The organism is Aureibaculum sp. 2308TA14-22, assembly GCF_040538665.1.
Classification (GTDB): Bacteria; Bacteroidota; Bacteroidia; order Flavobacteriales; family Flavobacteriaceae; genus Aureibaculum.
The window spans coordinates 137,183-159,493 of the sequence record NZ_JBEWXT010000001.1 but is presented as its reverse complement, the minus strand read 5'-3'; the positions used below and the strand labels follow the sequence as shown (position 1 = coordinate 159,493).

General features: G+C 33.1%; 13 protein-coding genes and 1 pseudogene. 5 read left to right on the top strand and 9 right to left on the bottom strand.

The window, feature by feature from the left end:
- Positions 1-2: 2 nt before the first annotated feature.
- The 9 genes and pseudogenes from U5A88_RS00705 to U5A88_RS00665 form a co-directional block, all read right to left on the bottom strand.
- Positions 3-1,685: pseudogene (locus U5A88_RS00705) on the bottom strand (beta-N-acetylhexosaminidase).
- A 70-nt stretch (positions 1,686-1,755) separates the two neighbouring features.
- The gene (locus U5A88_RS00700; RefSeq protein ID WP_354203119.1) at positions 1,756-2,805 is read right to left on the bottom strand and encodes an endonuclease/exonuclease/phosphatase family protein; all 1,050 of its coding nucleotides are present in this window, start codon (positions 2,803-2,805) and stop codon (positions 1,756-1,758) included.
- Between the two features lie 108 nt (positions 2,806-2,913).
- Entirely contained in the window at positions 2,914-3,819 is a 906-nt protein-coding gene (locus tag U5A88_RS00695) for an alkaline phosphatase family protein (RefSeq protein WP_354203118.1), read from the bottom strand.
- Between the two features lie 66 nt (positions 3,820-3,885).
- Positions 3,886-6,291: a hypothetical protein gene (locus tag U5A88_RS00690; RefSeq protein WP_354203117.1), complete on the bottom strand. Its 2,406-nt coding sequence runs from the start codon at positions 6,289-6,291 to the stop codon at positions 3,886-3,888.
- A 31-nt stretch (positions 6,292-6,322) separates the two neighbouring features.
- Entirely contained in the window at positions 6,323-6,994 is a 672-nt protein-coding gene (locus tag U5A88_RS00685; protein ID WP_354203116.1) for an MORN repeat-containing protein, read from the bottom strand.
- A 56-nt stretch (positions 6,995-7,050) separates the two neighbouring features.
- A complete protein-coding gene (locus U5A88_RS00680) occupies positions 7,051-8,655 on the bottom strand; it encodes an alkaline phosphatase family protein (protein WP_354203115.1) in 1,605 nt (534 codons plus the stop codon).
- A 148-nt stretch (positions 8,656-8,803) separates the two neighbouring features.
- A complete protein-coding gene (locus U5A88_RS00675) occupies positions 8,804-9,937 on the bottom strand; it encodes a hypothetical protein (RefSeq protein WP_354203114.1) in 1,134 nt (377 codons plus the stop codon).
- Between the two features lie 20 nt (positions 9,938-9,957).
- Positions 9,958-11,466, bottom strand: coding sequence for a SusD/RagB family nutrient-binding outer membrane lipoprotein (locus tag U5A88_RS00670; protein WP_354203113.1), 1,509 nt, complete (start codon positions 11,464-11,466; stop codon positions 9,958-9,960).
- Positions 11,467-11,476: 10 nt separating this feature from the next.
- Complete coding sequence (locus tag U5A88_RS00665; RefSeq protein ID WP_354203112.1) at positions 11,477-14,719, bottom strand: SusC/RagA family TonB-linked outer membrane protein; 3,243 nt, start codon at positions 14,717-14,719, stop codon at positions 11,477-11,479.
- Between the two features lie 761 nt (positions 14,720-15,480).
- Between U5A88_RS00665 and phnA the strand changes: the two genes are divergently transcribed.
- From phnA to U5A88_RS00640, 5 genes are read left to right on the top strand one after another with little or no spacing between them, the layout of a single operon-like run.
- Positions 15,481-16,692, top strand: coding sequence for a phosphonoacetate hydrolase (gene phnA / locus U5A88_RS00660; protein WP_354203111.1), 1,212 nt, complete (start codon positions 15,481-15,483; stop codon positions 16,690-16,692).
- A gap of 27 nt (positions 16,693-16,719) precedes the next feature.
- A complete protein-coding gene (locus U5A88_RS00655; protein WP_354203110.1) occupies positions 16,720-18,198 on the top strand; it encodes an aldehyde dehydrogenase family protein in 1,479 nt (492 codons plus the stop codon).
- 35 nt (positions 18,199-18,233) lie between these two features.
- The gene (locus U5A88_RS00650) at positions 18,234-19,340 is read left to right on the top strand and encodes a 2-aminoethylphosphonate aminotransferase (RefSeq protein WP_354203109.1); all 1,107 of its coding nucleotides are present in this window, start codon (positions 18,234-18,236) and stop codon (positions 19,338-19,340) included.
- Between the two features lie 17 nt (positions 19,341-19,357).
- Positions 19,358-19,921, top strand: coding sequence for an XRE family transcriptional regulator (locus tag U5A88_RS00645; protein ID WP_354203108.1), 564 nt, complete (start codon positions 19,358-19,360; stop codon positions 19,919-19,921).
- The gene (locus U5A88_RS00640) at positions 19,918-21,198 is read left to right on the top strand and encodes an MFS transporter (RefSeq protein WP_354203107.1); all 1,281 of its coding nucleotides are present in this window, start codon (positions 19,918-19,920) and stop codon (positions 21,196-21,198) included. Before U5A88_RS00645 ends, U5A88_RS00640 begins: the two co-directional genes overlap by 4 nt.
- The last annotated feature ends 1,113 nt before the right edge of the window (positions 21,199-22,311 follow it).

The following is a 22,311-nucleotide window of genomic DNA, read 5'->3' as shown; positions in this document are numbered from 1 at the left end:
ATTTAATTTTTCTCTTTTGCTTTTTTCGCCTCTTCTTTTGCTTTTAATTCTGCCTCAATTTTTTCATAATCTTTAAAATAATTAATTCCTAAACCATCCCAATGTTTTTGTATTTTTTTTAGAGCTTTCTTAAAACTTTGATAATCTTTATTTTCTAAAGATGTCCAACCCACTTCAGCATAGGCAGCAATTCTAGGAAAAGTTTGTCGTTCAACATCAGCGTTAGTTGGTGTCCATTCACTCCACATTTGGCAACCCAAACCATAAATGTTTTTATGATATTTTTATTCTAAACCTTCGGGAATAGGATTAAAACTATACGCTTTTTCTAAACTAATAGCTTCATAATTATAATCTAAATACGTATTACTGTGTAATGAGTTCACAATACCATATCCTTTTTTAGCAGCGTCTGTAGCCAATTCTAAATCGCCTTTCCAGAAATGGACTACCACATTTTTAGCCAATTCCGTTTCTGCTGCTGCATCATGTTTTTTTTCTTCGAAACCTTTGTGGATGTTTACACCCATAATTTCGTTCCAACCCATCATTCTACGTCCGTTTTCTTCAATAAATTTTGAGATGTTGTTGGTAAAGTGAATTTGCAAATCAGCGGGTGTATTTATACTGTTTTTTTTCATGTAATCTTGTACATGTTTTGAGTCTTCCCAAACTTTATAACCGACTTCATCACCACCAATATGTATCACTTCAGAAGGAAATAATTCAAAAACTTCCAATAACACATCTTTTATAAACTGAATTACTTTTGGTTTGGTAACATCATAATTATCATAATGCCTACCAAATTTTACAGGCACATCAATATCCACGCCAGCAGTACCTAACCAAGTATATGCAGCAATAGCCGCACTTGAATGCCCTGGCATTTCAATTTCAGGCACTACTGTAATATTTCTTTCTGCCGCATACGCCACAATATTTTTAATTTGTGCTTGTGTATAGAATCCGCCATGAGGTTCGCCAGAAGTTTTTCCACTTTTCCAAGTTCCTATTTCAGAATCGCTACGAAAAGCACCTATTTTGGTCAGCAAAGGGTATTTTTTAATTTCTATTCGCCAACCAGCATCATCAACCAAATGCCAATGAAAAGTATTCATCTTTAATAATGCCATTTGATCTAATAGTTTTTTGACAAATGCTTCACCTTGAAAATAACGAGATTCATCCAACATATAGGCACGCCATTTAAAACGCGGATTATCCTTAATGGTAATAGATGGTACTAAATAGCTGGTTTTGTTGGTTTCTTCAGAAACTTCTTTAGAGAGTAACTGCTTCAAGGTTTGTACACCATAAAAATAACCAGCTTGGTCATTAGCTTTAATGGTTATTTTTTTCGGAGTTATTGTTAACTGATACTCTTCGGCGTCTAAAGCTTCGGCCTTTTCAAAAGTTATGGAACCAGAATTTTCGTTTATTGTCAAGTTAAAATCAGATTTATCTTTCACAAAGTTTTTAAGGTCATTTGCGGCGAGTTGCTGTGCGGAAGTAGTTGCAACTATGTGTTGCCCCTCTTTAAACGCAAAAGAAGCTTCTGCCAATATTACTGAAGCGGGTTTAGGCAGTATCGCTATTTCTGATTCCGTAAAAGTTCTATTTTTTTCGGTGCAGCTATATATTAAAAATGCTATTGCTAATATTTTAAAAAAATTCTTTTTCATATGTTTAATTTATTGTTTTCATGAACCAAAAAATTCATCAATGATTCTATTTTATAACTTAACTTTCTTATTATTTTAATCTAAAAGTAGTTAAAACTGCTCCGTGGTCTGATGGGAACTCGGGAAAACTTCTTTTTATATTTGACTTATGATGTATTATAGTTTTTGAATTTATAGTTTCTAACATATCTCCAGCATAATAAATATAGTCTATTCTAGTGAAAGGATTTCTATATTGAGGTTCAGGATGAATTTTAGTTTTAATAGGTACAAATCCTTGTCCAGACTCATAGATATATTCTAGCCCAACTGTAGTCCAAGTGTAACCCAAGGTTTCTTTGGTGATTTTTGGGTTGGCAATTCTATAACTATCCTTAAATCCAACATCAGTCATTGCCAATGAAACTTTATTAGGAATAATTCTATTATAATTTAATTTTTTTGCTTTCGTTTCTTCTGTATAATCTAAATGCGACACACAGTTAAAGTCTCCAGCTACTATTATTGGGACTTCTTTTTTATTTAAAAAATCTTTTTTTAAATCTTCATGCTCTAATAATTGCTTAATATGCTCATAACGGTTTTCGTCCCCCTTGTTAAATGCTTCATCTGAAAGTTTCTTATTTTTTATTTCAACAATATGTCTACCTCCGCTAGTTAACCAAATATTATAAACTTTTATTTTTTTATTATTTGGTAAGTTAACTGTGGCTGTAATAAAGGAAAAAGGAGATAATCCTTTAATATTTCCAAAATTTTCTAGAGGATACCTGCTAAAAATAGTCAAGTTGGCATCTGGGGATGGTGTGTAGTAATTAAACTTCAAAGCATCTGCTATTGCTTTTGCTGAGCCATAAGTTTCTGTCATGGTAATAATATCTGCCTCGCTATCTTCTAAAATATCAATAACTCGTTGACGAGCTGTTTTATTATTAATGGTGTAGCGTGGTTCTAAATTTAGTTTTCCCCATATATTCCATGTCATTACTTTTAATTCAGTAAATTTTAAATTTACCTTTTCAGATTGGGACACCGTTTTGATTTCTTTGCATCCAGCATTCAGCATAAACGAAGTAATTAAGATTATGCTAATAGTATTACTTATTAATTTTCTCATCATTCTTACTACTTTAAAATCATGCATTGCTTTCCAAAAAAGAAAAGAAATATCTTTCAAATCCATACCATCACTAATGAAAAGAGTAGGATTAGGTTACCTTTCAAGTTCTTAATCTATTAAAGGTTTAGCATCTAAATTCCATTCTTTTTTTATTGGTACTTTAAGATGTTTTAAAATGGTTGGCACAACCGCTGTTTGCGGAATCAAAGTTTCCAAATCTTTAAAAGAATTAATTTTTTTATCATTATCACTATTTTTAAAAATAGTATTCCCTTCCTTATTCATACCAATAAAAATAGTCTTCTGGTTGATTTCTTGGGCTCCATGACCAAAACCTTTAGTATCTCTACCATGATCTGTAACTATCATTATCAACCAATCTTCATGATATTTATGCTCTCGTACTTTGATTGTTTTTAAAATCTCTCCAACTAAACCATCTATAAACGCCACGGTTTTATCATGTTTTTCTCCGAAACCATAGGCATGGCCTGCATGGTCAACATCATCTAAATGAACAAAACTGAAATCTGAATTATAATCATTAATTTGATTTATTACCAACTCAGTTGACAGGACATCATTTCCGCCTTGAGAGGAAAAATTTGTTTTATACATGTCATCTTTTAAAAAGATGTTTATATTTTTCCATGTACTAATACTTGTAGTATAGGCATCTTTATTGTGCTCTCTAATGAAATTAAAAATACTTGGAGACTGGCATAACTTGTCCTTAGTATTATCTATAATTTTGTGTTGGTTGGTCCATACACCGGTTAAAATAGTCATCCAACTGGGACCACTTGACGTTATTTGTTGTGAATCTGTACCATGAACACCTCCTGTGTATCCTTTTTTTATATTTAATTTATCTAAATTAGGTGTGTTTATTTTTGCTATTTTCTCGTATTGTAATCCGTCTATTCCAATTAGAATAGCTTTCTTTTTTTGACTATAACAAGTCAACGAAACCACAATTATAAATAGTCCTGTTATTATTCTTTTAAAATTCATATCTGTTCTTATTTATATAATAGTAAAATATAATTAATGTAAACTGAAATATTAAAATCGATTCTTTTAATATTTTAATACCAAGCGTTTCTTTTCAAAAGGAATTGGGTAACTAGTAATCCAAACGTCGCTTTTTAAATTGGCATCACATGCTTTAGTTCCAATAACCACAACTTCTATTTCCATACCAATCATATCTTTGGTAACGGGAAAATAATATGTGAAATTTTTATCAAAAATACATTCATCGCAAACGGCGGCTTCCCAAGAATTTACAGGGTATGAGATGCTTCTGTCCGGTGCTCCAATAATTTTTCCATCAACTCGAAGTGCTGCATAAGCCCCTTCTTTTCCGTGATAGCCATTAAGTGCCACTGCTAAATAACTGTTTTTATGTGCTTCGTTTAATGTAAAAGAAGCCGAAAACGCTTTATCGAATTCCATCTCTTTATAATCCCCAAACAAGTTTGAAGCTTTCCATTTTTTAGAATCTAATTTTTCGCCTTTATAAAACCCTTGGACTTCTGATAGTCTATCGGCAAAACTAGCTATACGTATATAGCGTATTTTTTTATCTACAGGTAAATTTATGGTCATTTTAAGGTTTCCCATAAAAATGACTTTTTCCCAAGTTTTTAAATCGGAAGACACTTCTGCAAAAATAGCTTCTTCAGGTTTTTTTGGCATAAAGGAATACTCATCTGGCGAAGTAATTTTTAGCTCGTCTATAAAAATGGGTTCGCCAAAATCCAATCGAAAAGCAGCTTCTTTAATTTTTAGCACTTTATCACGATGATTACCTACATAAAAGGAAGTATTATAATCGCCATCAAATAAATTTTTATCCCATACACCACGTTTTACAAATACGTCTTGATTAAAAAAGGCGTCGCGAGCAGCTTTTACTTGTGGAATTTTAGTTTCACCAGAACGGAATAAAGAACGCACTTCAAAGGCATTATTGTCGGTAGCGAAAATAGTGGTTTCGTATAATTGCTCTGCATCTTTTGGGAAATCGACTGGTTTTAAATCGGCTAATTTTCTGTGCCATGTTTTATTTAGTTTTTCACCATTAAAAGTCACTTTCAATGATTTTCCTTTTAATAGTTTTGATGCATTTTTACCGTCAATAGTAGCTGATTTATAATTTTTAAAATGATTTAATTTGAATGATGATGTTGTTCCCTGATACCCTAAAACATCAATTTCTACAGGTTGTCCTTCAATGTTTTTGATGACTTCATAATTTACACCTTCTAAACTTAAATCTTGTTTTTTGGAATTTGATACTTTAATTAAACACGATCTAAAAGGAAACACCGTAACTGAAGCTTTTTCATTGTAATTAAAATTACCAATAACACTCTCAAACGGATGGTATTGTTTTACTTGAACTTTATTCGTTGAAGTTTCTAGACCAATGCTTTTATCTAAATCAATTTGATAAGTAACGGGTTCCCAACCTAAATTTTTAAGCACTAATAATCGTGTGTTTTCATCACCTCTAGAAATAGCATGCATGCCATATTGTGCTTCTGGAAGCTTGAATCCTTCGACTAAAATATCGCGATAGTCTTTATGAAGGTTGAAAATTCTAGTTAATCTCGGAAACTCATCATCTCGCAATAACCAAGGATTTCCGTAAATTTCTGGAGCTAAAATTAGGTTTCTATGAAATGCTTGTAAAATTAAATCGTCTTCCCAATAATCTAAACAAGAGGATAAACATACACCATGATCTTCGGTTAAACGTTTCATATCTGGTGTATAGCCACGTAATAAATTCCCAACACGATGGTGGGTAGCCGTTCTATCGTTTTTTATATGACCATCAACATAAGTTTCTACACCTTCCCATAAAAAAGTTGTGGCGTGTGGCAAGCCTTTATCGGTTAACGCTAAACGATGATTGAGCAGGATTAAATCGAGTCTGTGTTTTCGGGCTTCAATCAGCATGTTTACAAAAGCATCTTCTTTATCTGCACGTAATTGCCCGCATACACGATCAAATTTAAACAAGTTAAAATCGTAATCACGTACAAGTTTTACCATCATATCGGTACGTGCTTTTTCTTCTTCTGGCGTATTTCCAAATCCATCAGGACCTCCCCAAAGTCCTAACGTAAAACCAATATCTTTGGCTTCTTTATGAATGGTTTCAAAACCATTAGGAAACTGTTTTTTAAACCTCTCGGAATCCATACTGCCATAAAACCGTTTGCCGTCAATTGCACCGGCATCAAACGCATAAATATCGAGTTGCATGCCATACTCATCTTTTAACCATTTAAAGAAGTTAAAATTGATTAGTGTTTGAGTCTCTGTAGAACCTTCATTGGTATTATTTATCCAAGAAAAGTACTGTGATCTTGCTGGAGTTTTTTCATCTGCACCAGGGAAAATTTTTGGTGAATTTTGGGCAGATAACCCAAAACAAAAGAGGATTAAAAAATATAGATTAGTTTTTAACACAATTTATGTAATAATTGAACTACTAATGCTTTTAAATATGAATGACAACATCCCAATCACCTTTCTTATATATCTCAAAAACTACTCTACTTGAAAAACCATTAGATGTAAAAGATACGGTAATTTTTTTCATAGGAAATTTTACGTTTGTTAAAATCACACCTCCATTTATAAGTTCTGTCACACTGTTGTTTTCATCTGTAACGATTAATTGTGGATTAACAATAGCTCCAGCAAAATTTACTCTAATTTTAACTTGATTATAGCCTCCTAGATTTAAGTTTTGTTCTTGAAACGTTACTTTTTTAACTTCTCTTTTAGATATTTCTTTATAGGGCACAGCATATAAACCAATATACTCTCCTTTTTTAAAATAACCATTTTGAATCTCATCTTCATCTTCCGATTTTTTAATTGTTAAAACACCTTTACCATCCATTTTCCCTTTTACAAAATTTCCTTTATAGGTATTGCCATTTTCCCAAATATAGGTTCCAGAACCATGAGGTAACCCTTTTTTAAATTTTCCAGAATAAGAATCCTGTTCTCCTTTAGCTTCTCCCTCACCATGAGCAAAACCTTTTTTACATTCGCCTTTGTAGCTAGTACTAATGGCCTCTAATTTTACCTTACAATCAGATTGAGCTGCAACTACATTTAAAAAAGATACACTCAATACTAATAAAAAAAATTGTTTTCTCATGATTTACGTTTTACTAAGTCTTTAAAAATTATATTACCTGTGGAATGATAGTCTTGCTAATTGCTAGAGCAATTAGTATTAATAAGTGAATTTCCTTCTAAATTCCAAGCACTTTGAATTGGAATGCATAAATGGTTTAATGCTGTTACGGCAACGTCAACAGTTCTTGGTGTATTATCAAAATTGCCTACTATTTCTACAGTGCTGACCGTTGCATCTTTCCATACACCATTAGTAACTGTTCCATCATTGTTATTGGTACTTGAATCATCAATTGTTGTGCCAGAACCATCGGTCAAGTTCCAATATCCTAACAAATTTGAATACTTTGGATGAGAATTATCTAACACCTTGCACTTCCAATTGTCTATTTCAGAATCATTTAGTAATGTGTTAAACATTCTAACTTGAGAGATATACCCGTTGTAATGATAGTTTAAATTTCCATCAGCACCCATTGTAAAAGGAAGGTTGTTATCTATATTACCAATAGTGGCTATAGAGGCACTATTCTTCAATACTCCATCAACATAAACCTTTAGCAATCCATCTCTATCAAAAGTAGCACTAACTGTATGCCATTCATTATCTGTTATTTCTCCAGCTTCCACATCAACTCTATTTACACCATCACCAACATTAACTTTAAAATTATTTGTATTTGGTTTAAATGAAAAAACGTAACCAGGTCTTAATCCACTAACCCAATCTTTTTTTGCAATAATCCCTACATCTTGTGGCAATTTTGAGCGAATTCTACATTCTATTGAAAAATCTTGATTTGCTCCAAAATTAAAATCATCATGATGTGGAACTTCTATAACGGTATTGTCAAACTTTAATTCGTATTGGCTATTTAAACAATTACTAGCAGGAGGTACGGTAACCTCAGAAGTTGTTTTTTTAATCTCTTTATTAGGAATTGAATTACCACTTGCAATCACAAAAATATTCCGTTCTTCATCAGAGGGGCCTCCATGTGAAGTGCCCAGACCACCATGATCTGTACTTAATAAAATCAGCCAATTTTCATTTTTATACGTTTTACGAGTCTTTAAAGCGTCTAGCATTCCACCTATATGAGTGTCAATGGTTTCAATTGCATTTATGTAATTTGGGTTTTCTGGGCTAAATCCAGTTCCATGACCTGCATAATCTACATTAGAAAGTTGGACAAACAAGGCTGTTGGATTATTATTAACTAACTCATTAACTACTTCGTTTTTTACCATAGCATCTGAATCAGCATTGATGACAACATCAGAAATTAACGAAGCCATATAATTATTTATTGGGTTCCATTCTACTATAGAAACCGTTCTGTTTTCAGGATTAGCATCTTCAATATGTCTAAAAAAATGTGGAAAATTAGAAAATTGGGCACCACTATATGAATTATCTACTACACCATGCTTGTTTTGCCAAACCCCACTAAGCATAGAAGTCCATCCCGGACCACTACTAGTTGTATATAAACATCTAGCATCTAAAGAATACGTAGCATTGGCCATCAAAGCGTCTATAGTTGGAGTATTAGCAGTAGTTAGAGCATCTGGTCTGCATCCGTCAATCCCAATAATCAATACCTTGTTTACAATTTTATTTGGCGGATTGTCCGCTCTTGAAGTTGAGCTATCACAATTAATAAATAAGAGTGACAATGTTAAAATTATTGAAAGTAAAAATTTATTTAATTTAAAAGTCATATTGTACCTAAATAAAATCAACCTAATTGTTACATCATTTTAAAATAAGTATCCAATTTTATGTTTACATAAAATTGGATACTAAAACTAACTCAAATAATATTTATTGTAATGGTTGACCTACCGGTGGTAAATCTTCGGTCACCCAATTGTTATCAAAAGTAATGTCAAACAACATAACTTCGGTCACTTTTATCGGAGCATCTTCATTATTTCCATTATCCGCAAATAAAGTGAATTTAGAAAGGTCTAAAGAGTGTATACCGTCAGGACCCGGAGAGCCTCCAATAATTCTAACACCATCTATATAAGCTCGATAATCACCATCACCTACTGTAATCACTATTCTATGCCAAGTGTCAGCACCAACTGAACCTCCTCCAGAACTACCAATACCATTACCCCAAAGACCTCCTCCAGGACTTATATAAGTTGAACCATCAGAACTATTGTCTGTCAACGTTTGTAATAAATTAGAATAAGTACCTAAAGAAGATGCCGGTAAACTAACATCTAAAATTAAAGTATAAGCGTTGACGTTAGCACCTCCTGAGGCTGGCAACCCGTGATTAACGTCTAAATAACCACCAAAAGAGGTTAGTGCTGCACCATCACTACCTGACATACCCGATGTAGGAGCAACACCATTATTACCACCTAAAGTTAAATCATTACCCATTGTAGCCTTCAGAAAATTACTTGCATCATCAAATTCCCAATGTCCCTTCAGAATACCCGCTGCAGCAGGTAGTGGTAATACCGAAGCAACTTTGAATAATGTACTACCGATTGATCCGTCTTCATATTCGATATCAAACTTTAAAGCTTTCGTTTTACCTTCGTCCACTTTTAACTCATCTAAAGAAGTTGTTATCGAAACTTTAAATTTGTCACCAACTGGTTGTGCTTCTGTAACGGTTAATAGGGTTGATGCATCTGAACCATCTATAATCGTTACCTTACTGATTTGCTTAGAAGTTAGCAAATTAAGTACAACGGGTTGTGTACCTTTAAAACGTTCTTCTTCATTAGGATTATACTTAAGTTCAGCTAATTCTTCAGGGGTATAAGGTTGCCCAGTTTTGGGATTAGGATTATCCCATGAAAGTTCAAAATTTTCTAAATATCTAGTGTCCGCCCAACCATCTCCATTATCAACACAACTAACTATTAAAACTAGTGTAAGGCAAGACAATAAAAATGCCGAGATATAATATTTTTTTAATATATGTTTCATTTGAAATATTTTAATATTTATTAGTCTTTAAGTTCCCAAATAAGGAAATCTATATCATCAGATTCTACTCCAAATTGGCTTATAAGAGCAGCTTTGTAGTTCTCTTCATTATCCGAGAGTTCAGAACCAGGATATGACCAACGAACAGGGTATCCAGGATCCTGATCGCCTACATTAAACCCTGAAAATGGCAAGTCAGGCACACCAGTTCTTCTAAAGTTAAAAAATGACTCTGTACCTGAATTTTCAGCAAAAGCAATGTACTTTTGTTCTAAAATCCTAGTTAAACCCGCAGCTCCAGTGATATATTCTGAGTTGGCATTTGTCAGGTATGCAGTAATATCGCTACCAGCAACTCCATACCATTCCATAGACGCAGTTATCGCATTGTCATAATGCGTTTTGGCATCGTTAGATATCCATCCTCTATGAGCAGCTTCGGCTATTGTAAATTCCTGTTCCCAATAGCTTAGCAAAACTCCAGGTTGTCCAACAAAATTCCAATATTTTTCTTCATTAGGTTTGCTAAATTCACCATTCAAATTTCCAGTAACATTATCAGCAGGGGCAATTGTTGCATCTGCACCATTATATGAATCAAAATTTGCTCTTACTCCTGCTTCATTTCCTGGATCAGCATCAATAGCAGCCTGTGTAGGATCTGCTACAGCAAACAACCTTGGATCTTGATAGTTTTTAAGCATGTCTATGTAGGTCTTTACATAATTTACAGAAGGTCTGTAAACCGCATTATCAGGATTGTAGGTTTGCTTAAAATTATCTTCATTTCTATATTCTAATTGAGCATTATCTGTCAAACTGGTTAAGATTGGATAAGTATCTGGATCACTTACTATAGCATTAAAACGTCCTTTCACATTTACATCAGCATCATCCGCTTTTTTATGTAGCGAAATCAAAACTCTCAACGTGTAAGAATTGATTAATTTTTGCCATTGCTTTAAATCTCCATTGAAATAGACATCTCCGTCAAGAAAGAAACCCGGATTTGCATCTATAAAATCGCCAAGTTCCTTATTAGCTTCATCCAACCAATTTAAACTCTGTATATATACCGATTTTGAAGTATCGTACTTTGGTCTTGGTATTTCAGCACCTTGGTTTGCTTCTGTTAGGGGTACATCTCCCATACGTCTGGTCATTTCTACATAGGTTCTGGCTGTATAAAATTTTGCCAGAATTTTATATATAGGTGCATTAGAAGCCTCAGCCTCTTCAATCATTTTATTAATATTTCGGATTGTACCATAACCAAAACCTCCTCCAAAACCACTTCTGAAACTTACCGTAGAAGTACCATCGGTAGGTGTCCATAAATGATATTGCATTCTTATATAAGAATCAGTAAATGAAGTTGTAACTCCTGGTGTTAAATCAGTAAATATTAAACTAGGCGGTACAGTGGTAGGGTCGTTAGGGTTTTCCCTTAAATCGTCATAATCTAAACAACTACTAATTGATCCTGTTAAGAACAACAATAGAACTGATTTTATTATTATATTTTTCATCATAACTATTTTAAAATTGTAAGTTAATATTAAATCCATACGATCTTTGCGAAGGTTGTTGCAAATTAGTATCACCTGTAGATACAGTATAGGTATCTAAATCTCCAAAGGTATCGGCTTCTGTCCAATACAACAGATTTCTACCAATTAAAGATATTGAAGCCGATTTAAAAAATGTTTTCTTCAAAGTTTTGCTAGGAATATTATAAGTTAACGTAACTTCTCTTAATTTGGCAAAAGTTTTATCTATAATAACACTTCGCCAATCTCCTTTATAATTAGATGCCCATTGAGGGTATGCTACCATTGCTGTACTGGGTTCAAAAACACGGGTATCTGTTAACACATTACCATCAGCATCATATTCTACTTCGCCTGAAACAACTGAAACACCAGGTATTTGCATGGTTCTGGCATCACCACCAGTCGCAAAAGCGATATTGGAGAGTTCTCTTTCAGGATGTACGGCATCTGGGTGTGAACCGGATCTCCATAAATCACGTTCATATCTATCGAATGTCACACCACCAAAACGACCATCTATTAAGAAACTAAGTGATAAGTCTTTATACTGAATCATATTATTAATACTTGCAGTAAAATCTGGTTGGGTATCACCAAGATCAACGGGTGGTCTTCCCACGGGTAAACCATTTGAACCAATAATTAATTGTCCGTCCGGTGATCTGTCCCATACATTATACCAATAATGATTCAACTCTTCACCTACAAAAGTCCGACCTTCTCTGTCTGGTACGGTACCATCTTCAAGAGCTGGCAAAGAAATAAGAAAATCTGAATAGGTGTCAAAATTAAGAACAGTAGTCCAGTTAAAATTATCAGATTTAACAGGTGAGGCTGTTATAGAAAAATCCACACCTCTTCTTTCAGTCTCTCTACCATTTTGTAAAATTCCGCTATAACCAGATGCGGCTGAAAAATCTTGAGTAAAGATTTGTGGTCCGTATCGATTTCTATAATAAGAAAAATCAATACCTAATCTACCCTGAAATAGTCTCGTCTCAAAACCATATTCATAAGTATTGGTAAAGGAAGGTTTTAATAAAGGGTTTTCTAAAGTTCCAGGAAAACTAGCTGTTGGTAAATTTCTCCATCTATCAGTACTATACGAATTTCTTGCTTCATAAATATCCAAATCACCACCCACTTGTGCATATGCTGCTCTTAATTTAAAAAAGCCAATAAAATCGGGTAAATTAAACAATTCACTTACAATAACACTACCATAAACCGAAGGGTAAAAGAAAGAATCATTAGATTCTGGTAAAGTTGATGATTTATCAATACGACCCGTTGCACCTAAAAATATTTTATCTTTATAAGCTAAATCTACCGTAGCATAACCACTATATACACCTTTTTGTTCTTTATAACTACTAGGCTGTACTTGATCTACAGAATTTTGTAAGGTAAAAACGCCAGGCACTATCAACTGAGTTGTAGTAGCACTTTCTTCATGATTTCTGAAATAACGTTGGTTACCCCCTAAAGTAGCATTTACATTTAAATTATCATTGATAAAATCTTTATTATAAGAAACTAAAAAGTCCGTGTTATTTTCAAAATAACGTTCGTTAAAGTATCTAAAACGACCACCTCGATCAGAAATATCGTAATTATATATATCTTTATGAATTTCTTCATTTGCTGTTAATGTATATGAATTTAATGTAGAACGGAAATAAGCACTTACATTATCATTAAACTTATACGTAAACTTTAAAAATGATATTAAATCATTTTTTGTCCATGGTCTTTTCCAAGCATGTGCCAAGGCGTATGGGTTATTGAAACGCCAGTGTTCCACAAAATTTTGACGTATACCCTCTTTTCCTTCTTCCCAAACTTGTTTAAAGTTGCGAATATCGAAATGAGCTCCACCCCAAATTGCTAAATTATAAATAGGAGATGTAGGTCCGTAACTTCCTCTAATCCTATTATCGGAAAACTGATAGTTATATTGAAGCGACCCATCAATGGTAAATTTTTCTGATAAATTTAAACTACCTCTTAATCTTGTAGTATTAATATCTAAACGCTGACCTGGAGTTGACGCTTTAGAATACTTGTACGTATTAGAAATTACAAATGACCCTACATCTGAGTTTGCCTGAACAGTAATATTATTTGATGTTACAAGCCCAACTTCCATGAAGTTTTTCAAATTGTCAGGCCCTCTCGATATCCAAGGCGTAGGAATACGATAGCCTGTATTTGGGTCAATTGGAGAATCGAATTGAACAATAAGCCTACCATCAAATTTAGGACCCCAAATGGAATAGTCAAAATCATTGATTCCACCACCTTCGGTCAAACCATCACCACCAGCTAAACCACCACCATAACGATAAATACCATTATTACCTGGACCATACTCAGTTTGAATACTTGGAACTCTTAAAAATCCTTTTTGAAATAAAGTAGAAGAATTGTAAGAAACTACTATTCCTTTATCTTGACTCCTACCTGATTTTAAGGTAAGTTGTATAGCACCGTTTCGACCTGGTGAACCATACAGAGCCGATGCAGCACCGGATTTTAGGACCGTAATACTCTCAATATCATCAGAAGATAAATTCCAAATATCAGAATTGGTTTGTGGTACTCCATCAACAACCATTAATGGTCTACTACCTCTCAAATAGAATTGAGGGTCCGAAAAGAAATCACTTGAATTATTGGTAACAATAAGACCTGCAACTTTACCTGTTAAAGATTCAACAATATTAGGAGTAACGGCTTTTTGAAGAGCCTCTCCTTTAACTTCTTGAACCGCAAAACCAATACGTTTCTTCTCTTTTTTAATACCTAAGGCTGTCACTACAACTTCTTCAAGTTGGTTCGCATCTTCTTGTAGTGTGACATCAATTGTATTTTGATCTCCAACAGCAATTGTTACTGTTGTCATGCCCACAAAAGAAAATACTAGTTCATCTCCATTACTTGCACTAATAGCGTAGTTACCATCAAAATCTGTTTGTGTACCTTTATTAGTACCCTTAATTATGATACTTACTCCAGGTAATGAATTACCTTGAGCATCCTTAACAGTTCCCTTAATTTCTTGTTGTTGGACTGTTGATTTTTCAAAATCTAAATAGAGTAAATTATTTAGGGCGTATATATTCGTTTGCGTAAGGATTAAAAATCCCAAAAGCACAAACGATGTTAACTTTACCTTAATTGCTGAGGTAGCATTAAGTCGATACTTAAATTTTTTAAATTTTTTCATACTCACAATTGTATATTAAGTTTGTTAAAAGTTAGTTTCATCACTTAACCAAAAAATAGTTTGGATCTTGCTTTTCCAAAAAAAAGTGTTTGATTTTTTTTTAGTCTATCATTTCATGAAGTTTTTGAGTTAGGTTCATAATTTACTTACTACTAAAATGTTTACTAAAGTTTTATTTTTTGTCAGTTATAGTGTTTTACTTTTTAAATAAATATCAAATATTATTCTTTAATATTTATTTAAAATCTAGCTCACATGTTTAACTATTAGTAAAATAATTATAGCAAATGTAAAAAAAAAATTGAATAATTTTATTATTTGTCAATTTATTTTACCATTTATTAAATATCTGATTAAAAAAAATAGAATTAATGCCTTAATTAATAATTAAAATTTTCATATCAAAAAAGAAAATTCCTGAAGTGGTATTTAAAAGAATATATGTTATAAATTTAATTAAATAGGTACTTGTCATCTAAGCGTTTTTTGTAGCTAGAATTGGTATATTGTCTAAATAAATTGTCCCTATCCCATTTAATAATGGGGTTTTGTTTATTTTAAGACAATCTATTATTGGGTTAGAATTCGTTTTAAAAATTTGTAATTGCAACCTCTATGTGATTTTATTTTTACTCTTAAATTAATTGTTTGAAATTACCATCATCTAAAAAAAATAGTATCAAATCATAAAAAAATTATATTATAAGTAAAATTATTTTACATTTGTGAAAACTTTAATCAGATAAATAATTAGAATTAGTATGAAAATCAACAACAGAAATTATCCTAATCAGAATAAAACAATAATTGGGATATGCATGGATGGTACCTCTTACCCTTATTACGAAGCAGCTAAGGATGTAATGCCTAATTTGCAACGTTTTATAAAAGAAGGTTCCTTTGGGATGGTAAAAACCGTTATTCCATCATTTACCAACCCAAATAATATGGCTATTACCACTGGTGTTCCACCAAATGTAAATGGTATCTGCGGAAACTTCTATTGGGATACAGAACTTCAAAAGGAAGTAATGATGAGTGACCCAAAATATCTAAAAGTTCCTACTATTTTATCTGAAAAAAGTAAAAACGGAAGCAAAGTTGCCGTAGTTACCGCAAAAGAAAAGTTAAGAAGAATGCTTTCCCATAACTTAGACGGTATTTGTTTTTCGGCTGAATTTGCAAATGAAGCTACTTTAGAAGGAAATGGTATTGAAAATGTAGAATCAGATTTAATGGGTAAAGATAGACCAGGTATTTACGATCCTTATATTTCTGTGTATTGTATCGAAGCGGGTGCAAAATTATTACAGCGTCAGCATTTTGATATCATGTACTTAACAACAACGGATTTTGTACAACATAAATATGCTCCCGGAGACCCCGAAGCAAATGATTTCTTATCTAAAATAGATTACTGGTTTGGCGAATTGGACAAACTAGGTGCTATTGTTGGTATTACTGCCGACCATGGCATGCAAGCTAAAACCAACGCAGATGGCACTCCTAAAGTTCAATTTATAGAAAAACTATTAAACGAGCAGGGCATCAATACACGTGTTATTTTGCCTATTACCGATCCTTATGTAGTGCATCATGGTGCTCTAGGCGGCTACGGAACGTTGTATTTAGATGATAAATCTCAACTAGAAGCCGCTAAAACCTATTTATTGAGTTTAGATGGTATTGAAAAAGTGTTAACAAATGCCGAAGCGGTCGTAGCTTATGAATTACCTTCCGATAGGATAGGTGATTTAGTAATTCTTTCTGACGCTGCCACAACCATTGGTAGAACTCCTGATTGGCATGATCTTGATAAGGTAAAAGAAGGTTTACGCTCTCACGGAGGTGAACATTGCCAAGTAGTTCCAATGATTTTCAATAAAAAACTAAATGAAGAGTATGCTGAAAAATTAGCAACTGGAGCATCTAGAAATTTTGACTTGTTTCATTTTTTAAGTAATGGATTCTAATAATTAAACTCAATAAAACAAAAAAGTATGGAAGATATTAAAAGTATAAAAAAGGAAAAAGAAGTTGAGGGTTCAAGTATTATCGAATTCGGGGGTATTATAAATGGAAAACAAGTAAAAACAGGCGAATGGATCGAAGTATTCAATCCTTACACCAAAAAATTGGTGGGTAGAGTCGCTTCTATCGATACGAATACCTTGGATCAGGTATTAAAAGACACTAAAAACACAAAAATTACACTTACGCGTTACGAGCGTTACGATATTTTAAATAAAATAGCAGACGAATTAGAAAAACGTGTAGACGAAGTAAGCCAGATGATTACCGATGAAACTGGTTTATGTTTAAAAGATACACGGTATGAGGCAAGTCGGGTTTCTGATGTATTACGCTTTTCTGCAATGAAAACCCTAGATGATGATTCTCAAGTATTTCCTTGTGATGTTTCTAAAAACGGAAAACCAAGACGTATTTATACTACACGTGTTCCATTAGGGTTAATTAGTGCTATTACCCCTTTCAACCACCCCATGAATCAAGTAGTGCATAAAATAGCACCTGCTATTGCAACTAACAATACCGTCGTATTAAAACCCTCTGAAAGAACACCTTTATCGGCTTATTATTTTGCACAATTGGCACTTGATTGTGGTTTGCCTCCAAATATGTTGAATTGTATTAATGGTAAAGACATTCAAGCAACTTCAGAAATGATGACAGTGCACCCAGATATCACAATGGTCTCTTTTACAGGAGGTAGTGAAATAGGTAAAATCATTGCATCAAAATCAGGTTACAAAAAACTGGTATTAGAACTTGGCGGAAGCTCTGCATTGTTGGTTTTGGATGATGCAGATATTGATGAAGCCGTTGATGTTACAATGGCAGGAACCTTTAAAAACTCGGCTCAACGCTGTACCGCTATCCGCAGAATATTGGTACACAATAGTATTGCCGACGAATATGCCACAAAGCTTGCAAATAAGGTAAAAGCCATAAAATATGGAGATCCATACGATGAAAATACAGATATGGGTACTGTAATTACAGAAGAAGCTGCCACAGAAATGGAACGCCGAGTGCAAAATGCAATAGAAAATGGTGCAGTTTGTCTTGCCGGAAATAAACGCGAAGGCGCATTATTTGCTCCAACCGTTTTAGATCATATTAAAAACGAGCATGAAGTTGTCGCCAAAGAAACTTTTGGACCGGTAGCTCCGATTATCAGATTTGAAACGCTAGACGAGGCTATAGATATTGCGAATGATACACCATATGGATTATCTGGTGGCGTAGTCAGTAATCATTGGCCATCCATTCAGCGTGTTATTACAGAATTAGATACCGGTACGGTAAACGTTAACGAAGCCCCTAGTTATAGACTAGAGTGGACACCTTTTGGTGGTGTTAAAGATTCTGGCTTAGGATACAAAGAAGGTGTTATTGAAGCTATGAAAGGATATACCTATATAAAAACATATTCTTTACCTTGGGATATTGCTTAAATTATAAAATTATTATTTCTAATTCTTCAAAATAAATGAAAATAACAAGAAACGTATTACTAAATCCTGGTCCGGCAACCACTACAGATTCTGTAAAATTGGCACAAGCAGTACCGGATATTTGCCCAAGAGAGAAAGAATTTGGCGACTTAATGGAATTTTGTGCAACAGAAATTACAAAGTTTGTTGGTGACCCCAAAGAATATGCCACCGTATTATTTGGTGGTTCTGGAACCGCAACGGTAGAAGCCATTCTAAATTCTGTAATTTCCGATAGCGGCAAAGTTTTAATTATAGACAATGGGGCTTACGGAAAACGTATGTGTCAAATTACAAGTGTTTATAAGATTCCAACCGTAGTTTATGAATCTTCCTCCATAGAACCAATAGATTTAAAATCTTTGGAAACTTTAATTCAAAAAACTGATGGCTTAACACATTTAGCCATGATTCATCATGAAACTACAACCGGTTTACTCAATGATATAACATCGGTTGGTAAACTTTGTAAAAAACACAATATTAGTTTTATTGTAGATTCCATGAGCGGATTTGCCGCTATTCCTGTAGATATGAAATCTATGAATATAGATTATTTAGCGGCCAGTTCTAATAAAAACATTCAAGGAATGGCCGGTATTGGTTTTGCTATTTGTAACAAAGCAGCCTTAGAGGCTACCGCTACTATTCCAATGCGTAGTTTATACCTAAATCTATTTGCACAATACGCTAATTTTGAAAAGACACATCAAACACGTTTTACGCCGCCGGTACAAACATTTTATGCATTAAAACAAGCCATTATAGAAACTAAAGAAGAGACTATAGAAGCTCGTTATGCAAGATATAGCAAATCTTGGGAGACACTTTTAAACGGTTTAGATGAATTAGGTTTAGAGTATTTAATTGATAAAGAATATCATTCAAAGATTATCACCTCTATCCTAGAACCAAAAACAGATGCTTATGATTTTAACGAAATGCACGATTATTTCTTTGAAAGAGGATTTACAATTTATCCTGGAAAAGTAAATAATTACGATACATTTAGAATTTCTAACATCGGACAAATAGATTATGAAGATATGCAAGCTTTCCTAAACGTTTTAAAAGCGTATCTTGGTCAAATAAAATATTTGTAAAATTAAATTGATAAATTTTGGAAGATGTACTCGTAAACTTAGGAAAAGAATTAAAAAGAATCAGATTGAGTAAAGGCCTGAATCTCAAGCAAGTTGCTAAGATGAGTGACGTTAGCATCGGGCTTATTTCAAAAATTGAAAATTATAGAACGACTCCTTCTCTGCCTGTACTTTTAAAAATAATGCAGTCTCTAGAAATAAATTTAACAGAGTTAAATTTATCTACTTCAAAAGGAGGAAAATATATTCTTATTAGAAAAGGTGAAGGAGAAATAGAAGAACGAGATGATTCGGAAGGTTTGGAATATACCTTTCTATTTTCCAATAACGTCCCCGCAAGTAACTTAAGAACTTATATTATTAAAGTAAAAGAAGGGATTTACAGAAAGCCTATTGCCGGTGATACTTACGAACTTGCCTATGTTTTACAAGGAAAATTGGACTATATACTTGATAAAGAAATTATAACCTTAAATGAGGGTGACCTTTTATTTTATGATGGTGTATTCCCGTTAGGCTGGAATACTAAATATTCTACAAATGCCACCCTACTCAAAATGTATTTGATTAAGAAACGATGACAGGATTTTCAAAAGAACAGAATTACTGGAGAAAGCGGATTTTTGTTCTTACATGGATTGCTTACGCTGGTTTTTATTTTGGCCGTAAAAATTTATCGGTCACTTGGAGTTCTATGGAAACCGATTTAGGTTTAAACAATTCAGATTATGCTACAATTATATTTATTTATAGTTTAGTGTATACAATTGGCCAATTTTTAAATGGTTACTTTTCAGATACTTTTGGTCCTAGAAAAATTGTTAGTATAGGTTTATTCCTGGCTGCTGTTTCTAATTTTTTTTTAGGAATGTCATTTTCTATTGGGATTCTAATTTTCCTAATTGCTATTAACGGTTATGGACAATCAACTGGTTGGAGTGGCTTAGTTAAAAATATGACCCCGTGGTATAGAAGTAACGAACGCGGTATTGTAATGTCTTGGTGGTCCACATGCTATGTTACTGGCGGATTTTTAGCTACTATTTTTGCAACTTATGTTGCTTTTGATATGGATTTTATGTCTGAAATGGGATGGAAAAGAGGTTTCTTTTTCCCTTCAATAATACTTCTTATAGTGGCGTTTTTTTATTTATTATTCACCAGGAATAATCCTAGAGATATTAATATTCCTATAATAGTTGAAGATAAATATCAGTTCCAATCTCAAGTAACCAAAAAATCCGAAAACCTAAAAATCTTAAAAATTCTTTTAAAAAATAAAGCACTTTGGATTTATTCTAGCTGTTATATGATTCTTAAAATGACACGTTATGCTTTTTTATTTTGGCTCCCTATTTATCTTGAAAAATCATTAAATTATGATGTAAATGAAGCAGGTTACATTTCCTCGGTTTATGAATTAATTGGTTTTTTTGGCGTTATCCTTGCGGGTTATTCTTCCGATAAATTTTTTAAATCAAAACGATTTAGTACTGTTACAATTATGATGGTTGGTTTAGCGATAGTTTGCTTAATACATCCATATATGGTTACTTTTGGTAAAACCGGCGTAGTTTTAAGCATTGCCTTAATTGGCATTGCAACCTATGGCCCAGATTCACTTATTTGCACAGCTGGTGCTATGGATGTTGGTGGTAAAAAAGGAGCAGGAATGGCAGCAGGAATTATTAATGGAACCGGGTCAATAGGTCAAATGTTTTCAGGCTTTATAGTAGTAGCAATCAATGAAGCTTTTGGTTGGAATAACCTGTTTTATTTCTTTGTAATTATGGCCTTAATAGGTGGTGGATTGTCGGCATTGAAATGGAACTTTAAAAGTCCCGAAGTACACAATTAATATAAAATCACCTCACTCTCGTCTGTTTCAATTGCATTTCATAAAAACAGCTTCATAAAAAAAATTGAACTATGAGTTTAAAGTTTTTACCTATTTGAATTAATTTGGTTTTCATCTTATATCCAAATTGGTTCTCAATCCAAAAATTAATTTTAAAAATTTCCTGTTAAAAATTAAAGTATTGATATTAGGTAATGCAACAAAATAAGGATAATGTTGCCTATTGTTTTTAGGGTAAATGCAACCTAATTTTATTACCACCTCGTAGTGAAAATTTGACTTCTAATAATGTATCTTCTCAGTTCAGTAGTCTTGAAAATATTGGTGTTTCATATTAAATTATAGATCAATTAACACCTTATAGTTACATTCAGCACATTTCCTTCCATTCCGTCGCACTCCATTTCAGGAAAAGAGCTTCTCAACTAAAGGTCTTGGACACCTTTCCAAAGCCCATAATTTTCAATAAATTTTTCTTTGTTATTCTTATGTAGGATGGAATTATCGAGCCTTATAAACTTTGGAAGGAAGTCCGCCTTTTCATCGGAAAGTTAAAACCTTTCTTTCCAGAACACATTTTAAGGGGTTTATAATGGAGGAAGCCTTTGTTGTTTTTCGGGACAACAAAAAACAGGCATGACATAACCAATTCTAAATAAAACCCATTTGCTTTGATCGCTAAACTGTCTGTACGCTCTCGACACAAATGGCTTTAAAAGAATTGCTAATGCCATTATGGAACTTGTCAAGACTATACAAGTTTTAGAAAAAAATAAGGTTTCTACTTCCTTGAAAATCTTAAGATTTTGCTACGTCGCATACACTCCTGATTTGTTTTCTAAAAGTCTTGACAAAACCCACTTAATCCATTGTGCTCAGCACGAAAGAAATCATACAGACACCCCTTAAAATTAATTTCAGTTTAAATCAAAAGAGGGCAATATTAATCCTAATACGTTTCTTATTTTATCTTCGGTAAATTTCATCCTACCAATTTCAAAAACTTGACGACTTTAAGTTATGATTTTCTCAAAATCCTGTTTTTTGATGACAAAACGAACTATTTGACAACATTCCACATTTTTGTTTTTTAAGTAAATAAAATACCTTTAA